This window comes from Spirosoma sp. 48-14 (assembly GCF_001898575.1).
Lineage (GTDB): Bacteria > Bacteroidota > Bacteroidia > Cytophagales > Spirosomataceae > Spirosoma.
In genome coordinates, this window is the sequence record NZ_MKUD01000032.1 from 111,252 (window position 1) to 118,018 (window position 6,767).

The 6,767-nt window shown below is 47.6% G+C and carries 3 protein-coding genes; 1 reads left to right on the forward strand and 2 read right to left on the reverse strand.

Annotated features, from left to right (window positions below):
- Positions 1-35: 35 nt before the first annotated feature.
- Positions 36-1,466 (reverse strand): SusD/RagB family nutrient-binding outer membrane lipoprotein, encoded by a 1,431-nt coding sequence (locus BGO59_RS18145; protein WP_293685325.1) that lies wholly within the window; start codon positions 1,464-1,466, stop codon positions 36-38.
- Positions 1,467-1,583: 117 nt separating this feature from the next.
- Positions 1,584-4,871, reverse strand: coding sequence for a SusC/RagA family TonB-linked outer membrane protein (locus BGO59_RS18150; RefSeq protein WP_293685326.1), 3,288 nt, complete (start codon positions 4,869-4,871; stop codon positions 1,584-1,586).
- 537 nt (positions 4,872-5,408) lie between these two features.
- Between BGO59_RS18150 and BGO59_RS18155 the strand changes: the two genes are divergently transcribed.
- Positions 5,409-6,767: sodium/proton-translocating pyrophosphatase (locus tag BGO59_RS18155; RefSeq protein ID WP_293685327.1), on the forward strand; the 1,359-nt coding region annotated here is incomplete at its 3' end.

The window sequence follows — 6,767 nt, forward strand, 5'->3', positions numbered from 1 at the left end:
CCTTTTAACCCGCATTACCTAACAACTAAACGTATTTATTGAAAGATCGGAATTTTCGTAAACTGGTCTGGCAGGGGCTTGGGCACATTCGGATTGGTATTTACTTCATTCTGAGGGTAAATAAACCGTTCAGGCTTTTTGGTGCCTGTGTATAAGGGGATAGGCAACTGGACTACAGGTGTCGCTTTTTCGAGTCGACGGACATCGTTAAAAGCCTCGTATTGCATTAGCAGGAAAATATACCGTTGGCTGATGATTTCATACAGCAGGGCCGTTTGTACCGTTGCTAGCTTTGTTGGATTCGCCAGACCAGTGGGTGCAAAGTCACTCAGCGTATAGGCATCGTATTTAAGGCCGGTAGCTGAAATTGTTTTCCCGTTGATATACCCACTAGCCAGCCCTTTCCGAACTGAGTTAAGGGCATCAAGGGCTTTATCGGTGACACCCAGACGGGCCTGCGCTTCGGCAAGAATCAACTGATTTTCATAATACGTAATGATCGGATGCGGAGAAGAGGCTGTAAAAGCGCCATCGGTCGTATTCGGGTCCAGACTGCCCGTTGCGGTTATGCCGACTTTGAAGTAATGATTGTAGAGCGATGTTTCGTCTGTTTTTGTATTGGCCGATTTAATGCGTGACTGCATCAACACGGGAAGATAAGCCCCATCGAAACCTGTATCGCCTGCCCGGTTTACCCGGAAAAAATCATAGTTCTGATTATAATCGACCCCTTGGCTGGTACCGTGTGGAATCAGCGCATCTCCGGCGGTACTGCTGATACCCGATGTGGCATTGGTAACGGCTTTGGCATAGTCACCAGCATGAAGATACAGTCGTGCTTTCAGGGTATAAGCTGCTGCTTTCCATTTCGCCACATTGCCGCCATAAATGAAATCCTGAGTAGCAATTGCCAAACCTGCTGGTGCCGACAGATTTTGAATGGCATTGTCTAACGTGGTCTGAAGGGCTGCATATACATCAGCCTGCTTGTCGAATGTGGGTGTCGGATACTTTACATCATCGAAGGCCTGGCTATAAGGGATATCACCATAGAAATCAGTGGCTTTGGCAATTAATAGCGCTTCCAATACCTGACCTATCCCTTTTGTCCACTTATCGCCAACGGCATCGGCTTTGGTCTGGATAAGACGAGCCTGACTGGCCGCAGGATATAAAGGACTCCAGCTAAAGTTCTGCGATGACACAATATAGTCGGCATAGCCCTGATGCTGGCGAGCCAGACCATTCAACTGACCAGCCCAGATGGCACCAATTCGTACGTCGGTATCTTCATGGATCATGGCTACTCCCAGCAGCGTTCCTGATAGTAAGGTGGCTACATCGACATCGGTAACTGCGTTCGGATTGCTTTTAATGTTAGGCTCATTAAATAAATCGCTACAACTGCTGAGCAGGGTAATCAATACCAAAGCGACGGAGATTTTATGCGAAACTAATTTTTTCATGGTTTGAAGAAGTTTGGGGATTACGACGAGCCAGTAATAGAGGTAAGGCCGCGTTAACAGGTCGTGTGTCAACTGACTAAGCCAATGGCCTGCCGTAAACCGGATGCCGGAAACAGGTTAGTAGTTGATTTTTACCGAGAACAGAATGGACTTGGTATTCGGGTTAGTGAACCAGTCCTGCCCGCGCGATAAGCCAGCTCCGGTAATATTTACTTCGGGGTCGGTGCCGGTGTATTTAGTCCACAGGACGAGGTTTCGGCCGGTAAGGGCAAAATCAACAGACGACAGGTGAGTAAACTGGCGGAATTTAGGGCTCCGCAGGCTATACGTCAGCGTCACTTCGCGTAGTCGTGATGAACTCCCGTCTTCGATGAATTGCTTGTATGAAGCGGAGTTGAATGCCGTACCACGTCCCTGATACCAGGCCTGATTGAGCGCTACGGGGCCAGCGCCAAAGTCTTTGATTTCGCCCTGGAACTTTGTGCCTGCTGCAATCAGGTTTCCGTTTACATCTTTAATTCCACCAGCCGGAGCAACGGCTGTGTGTCCCTGGTCGGCATGCGTACCTATGTTATAAAGCGCACCGCGTGTACCGTTGTAAAAGTCATTGCCCGACACCCGATCAAACAAAACATACAGCGATACCCCTTTGTAGGAGAAGGTACTACCGAGTCCACCCCGCCATTTTGGATTTGGGTTGCCAATGATTTCGTTGTCGGTGCCACCTTGCGGAAACCCATTGGCATCCAGCTTATACTTGCCCGATTCGTCTTTTAGAAAGTCGGTTGAATAAAAGACACCGAATGGCTGCCCCGGAATCAGGGAGGAGTTTTCCTGGTAGCTGTCGGGCAGGATATAGACCGAGGAGCCAGCCAGCGAGATCACTTTGTTGCGGTTCAGGGAGAAATTAGCCGAGAGGTTCCATTTGAAATCGCTTTGCGGAAGCATGTCGGCACTGGCTTCAAATTCGAGTCCCTTGTTCGATAATTCCGCTGCGTTGATATTCCGAACGGTATAGCCCGTTTCGTAAGGTACGTTTAACGACAGAATTACATCTTTCGTTGTATTGCTGTACGCTGTTCCCGAGAAGGTAAAGCGGTTGTTGAGAAATCGCAGATCGACACCCAATTCGGTTTCGGTTTTCCGTTCAGGGCGCAGGAAGTCATTCCCAGCCGTTGTACTTCGAACATACCCCCCACCGTATAACGAACTGGCTGAGGTCAACCCACCCGCAAACGAATCGCCATAGGAGGCTGGCGAAAAGGTGGTAAAGTTTTGATAGGGTTGGGGCTGAATCCCTACCTGACCCCAGGTAGCCCGGAGTTTACCGAAACTAATCACAGAACTGGATTCCAGCCCTTTCAACTTGCTAAACTGCCAGGCCAGCGCAGCCGAAGGGAAAAAGAAACTGCTGTTCGTTTTTGATCCAAAGGTCGAGGCACTCTCATTGCGGCCCGTCAGCGTCAGGAACACCATATTATACGCCTGTACTTCTGCCTGAGCATAATAGGCGTAGGTACGAATCAGCGAGTTGTAGTTGCTGGCCGACAGGTTGGAATTCAACGCATTCGTCAGAATATCTGGAGCCGTGGGGACAATAAAATTGGTGATGGCGTCGGATAGGATCGCTTTTCGCCGACTGTTGTAGTTGACCCCTACCAGGACCGAACCGTTAAAATCATTGTTGAAGGTTTTGGTCGCATTGATAAAGATATCCGTATTGAACTGCTTTTCAGTAATCCAGTTTTTCGACAGATAGCCTCCCAGATAAGTCGATGAATTGCGGGCAAAACGTTCCAGACGGGCATCGGTAAAGTTGTCGATACCGGTACGGCCTGTAATGGTCAGCCATGATTTTGGGGTAATATTCAGCTCTACATTCCCCGTGATTCGGTCGACGTCGGTACTGTTTTTGTTATTATTGATGTTCCAGACCGGGTTTGAATAAATGGAGTTCTGATCGATCCCAAGCGGGTTCCGGTACGATACGTGTACGTCGTTGAAGACCTGCCCTGTCGCGTTTGTATAGGTGCCGGTATAGTATGAATTGTCGAAATCTGGTGGAGTACGGGTTCCGCCCAGCAGAATACCATCCAGGTTATCACCCTGTTGCGTACGAGACGAATATACCTTGCTGTACCCTACGTTAGCCGATGCCCGGAACCATTCGGTAAACTGACTGGCTACATTGACTCGGGCCGTGTTGCGCTGGTAATTGCTATACGCCTTGATCACCCCTTCCTGGTTCAGATTCGAATAGCTGATCATGAAGTTTGATCGGGCATTGCCACCGCTGATATTCAGGCTATTATCGGTGAAATGCCCTGTCTGGAATACATCATTCGTATGATCGTAGGTATCTTTTGCGTTTTTCCCTCCATGTGGACTAGCCGTGGTTCCTGACGCTATGGCGTAGCGCTTCGTGCCATCTGGAAAGGTAACAAAACCCTGGTAGCCCGCAGCCGTAGGATCGGTGATGTATGTGTCCGGGCCGCCGGTACGGTCGGCAATCAGGTCACCGAAACTGGTCTTGTTTCCCTGTACAAAGCGCCCACCAGTACCTTGTCCGTAGGTTCGCTGCAACTCGTGCATCTTATTGACCTTGTCGAAGGAAACGGTCGATTTAAACGTAATATTGACTTTTCCTTTAGAGTCTTTTCCCTTTTTTGTGGTAATAATAACGACCCCATTGGCTGCACGAGTCCCCCACAAAGCGGCCGCCGAAGCGCCTTTCAGTACCTCCATGCTTTCGATATCTTCGGGATTGATGTCGTTGACACGCGATTGCTGAACGATGGAGTTGCCAGCCGCTGACCCTGTATTATCACTGGAGTTGCTTACCGGAATTCCGTCCACGATAAACAGGGGTTGGGCGTTACCGTTGATGGTATTCTGACCCCGAATCTGGATATAAGCCCCCGCTCCTGGATCGCCCCCGTTTCGGGTAATTAATACCCCGGATGCTTTTCCGCTTAAGCCGGTCAGGAGACTGGTTTCGCCCGACTTGGCAATGTTTTTTCCGTCTACAGTCGAGACCGAAGAGGCAAATTTGTCGCGCTCTTCTTTAATACCAAGCGCTGTGATGATGACTTCATTTAGTTGTTTGGTATCCGTTTTCAGGGTAACGTTAATCTGACTTCGGCCTCCGATTGCTTCTTCGATGGTTTGCATACCTACGGCTGAAAACACAAGAATAACTCCAGAAGTGGGTACGTTTATCGTGTATTCTCCCTTCACATCTGTTACTGTACCGATGGTGGTACCTTTCACAACAACAGTAGCCCCCGCAAATCCACCAACGCCCTCTTCGGCAGTAACGGTGCCGCTTATCTTGCGACTCTGTGCCCATGCCAACGAGCAATTAAAGCCTATAATGAGTAGACTCAGTAGTAAATACTTCTTCATGACAATCAGCTTAGTTAAGTTAAGAAAGTGTAAAATGGGCTTACTAACTCGGTAAGTTTTGTCAATTATAAGAAAATTATATTTTAATAATAAAAATATTTTTAGAATTATATTCTGTTATTTAAATTTTTTATAATATAAATTATAATTTAATGAAGATTTAATTTTTGGGCCTCAATAAGCAGAGAGTAAGTATGCCATGCTGATGAAATAAATAAGTATTTATGCGGATATATAGTCGTTACAGAATCAGTGATAATGAGCACAAGACCTATAAACGCAAGCTTATAGTTACGTGATACTACTTAGGAGCTATAGTTTATTGCAGGATTATAGGTAAGTAGTTAGGGGAAGTGAGGATAATTGCTGGCTTTTCAGGAGAAAAGACCGTCTAAATACATGTTTTTGCGATTTTTGCTCCTAAAAAAAACGTAATTAACCTCGAAAAAAGTCAAAAAACGACTTTTTTGACGTTGGGTTATTTCCCTCAAAAGCTATCTTTGGGGCAGTTTATTTCTAAAACCTATACTTATTCGCATGAATTACAGTGTTTATCTGGTTCCCGTATTGGGTCTTGTCGGGTTGGTGATTATGTACACCAAATTCCTGTGGGTGTCTAAACAGGAAGCCGGCGACGACCGGATGCAGGAAATCTCGTCGTATATTGCCGATGGTGCCATCGCTTTTTTGAAGGCGGAATGGCGAGTTCTTACCTATTTCGGTATCGTTGTAGCCCTTCTGCTGGCTTATTCAGGTACCTTGGTTGAAAATTCCAGCCCCGTTATTGGCCTCTCCTTCATCCTGGGTGCTTTTTTATCAGCTCTGGCGGGATACATAGGGATGAACATTGCTACGAAAGCCAATGTACGGACGGCTCATGCTGCCCGTACCAGTCTGGCCCGCGCGTTAGATGTATCATTTACGGGTGGTTCAGTGATGGGTATTGGTGTGGCAGGTCTGGCCGTATTAGGACTTGGTAGTCTTTTTCTCGTACTATATAATACCTACGTTGCCTCAACGGGCGATATGAACGGATTGCCGATGGAACGGGCCCTTGAGGTATTGGCTGGTTTCTCGCTGGGAGCAGAGTCGATCGCTTTGTTTGCTCGGGTAGGTGGTGGTATTTATACCAAAGCGGCCGATGTAGGTGCAGACCTTGTTGGTAAAGTAGAAGCGGGTATTCCTGAAGACGATCCACGTAACCCGGCCACCATTGCCGATAACGTAGGCGATAATGTGGGTGATGTAGCTGGTATGGGCGCTGACCTCTTCGGCTCATACGTGGCAACGATTCTGGCGACAATGGTACTGGGTCGTGAAATCAAGATTCCGGCTGATATGAATATTGTAGGTCACGCTCCCATTGTACTACCGATGATGATTGCGGGGCTAGGTCTGATCTTCTCGATTATCGCTACCTATTTTGTGAAGATCAGCAATGACAATGGTAGTGTTCAGGGAGCCTTAAATATGGGTAACTGGGCCTCGATTATTATCACGATTATTGCGTCCTATTTTCTGGTCACGAATTATCTGCCGGATGTGACGATGGAGATTCGCGGTGTAGAATTCTCCCGGATGGATGTATTCTATGCGATTATAACGGGTTTGATTGTCGGCGCTTTGATGTCGTCAATTACCGAATATTATACAGCCATGGGGCGTCGCCCCGTATTGTCCATTATTCGCCAGTCGGCGACGGGGGCAGCGACCAATATCATCGGTGGATTGTCAGTTGGTATGGAATCAACGGTGTTGCCGATTCTGGTATTGGCGGCTGGTATTTATACATCCTATCATTTTGCTGGCCTGTATGGTGTGGCCATTTCTGCGGCTGGTATGATGGCAACAACAGCAATGCAGTTGGCAATCGATGCCTTTGGGCCAATCGCCGAT

Bases quoted from the DNA above. Each gene is read 5' to 3' on its own strand.
- BGO59_RS18145 (WP_293685325.1), bottom strand. From the start codon at position 1,466: ATGAAAAAATTAGTTTCGCATAAAATCTCCGTCGCTTTGGTATTGATT.
- BGO59_RS18150 (WP_293685326.1), bottom strand. From the start codon at position 4,871: ATGAAGAAGTATTTACTACTGAGTCTACTCATTATAGGCTTTAATTGC.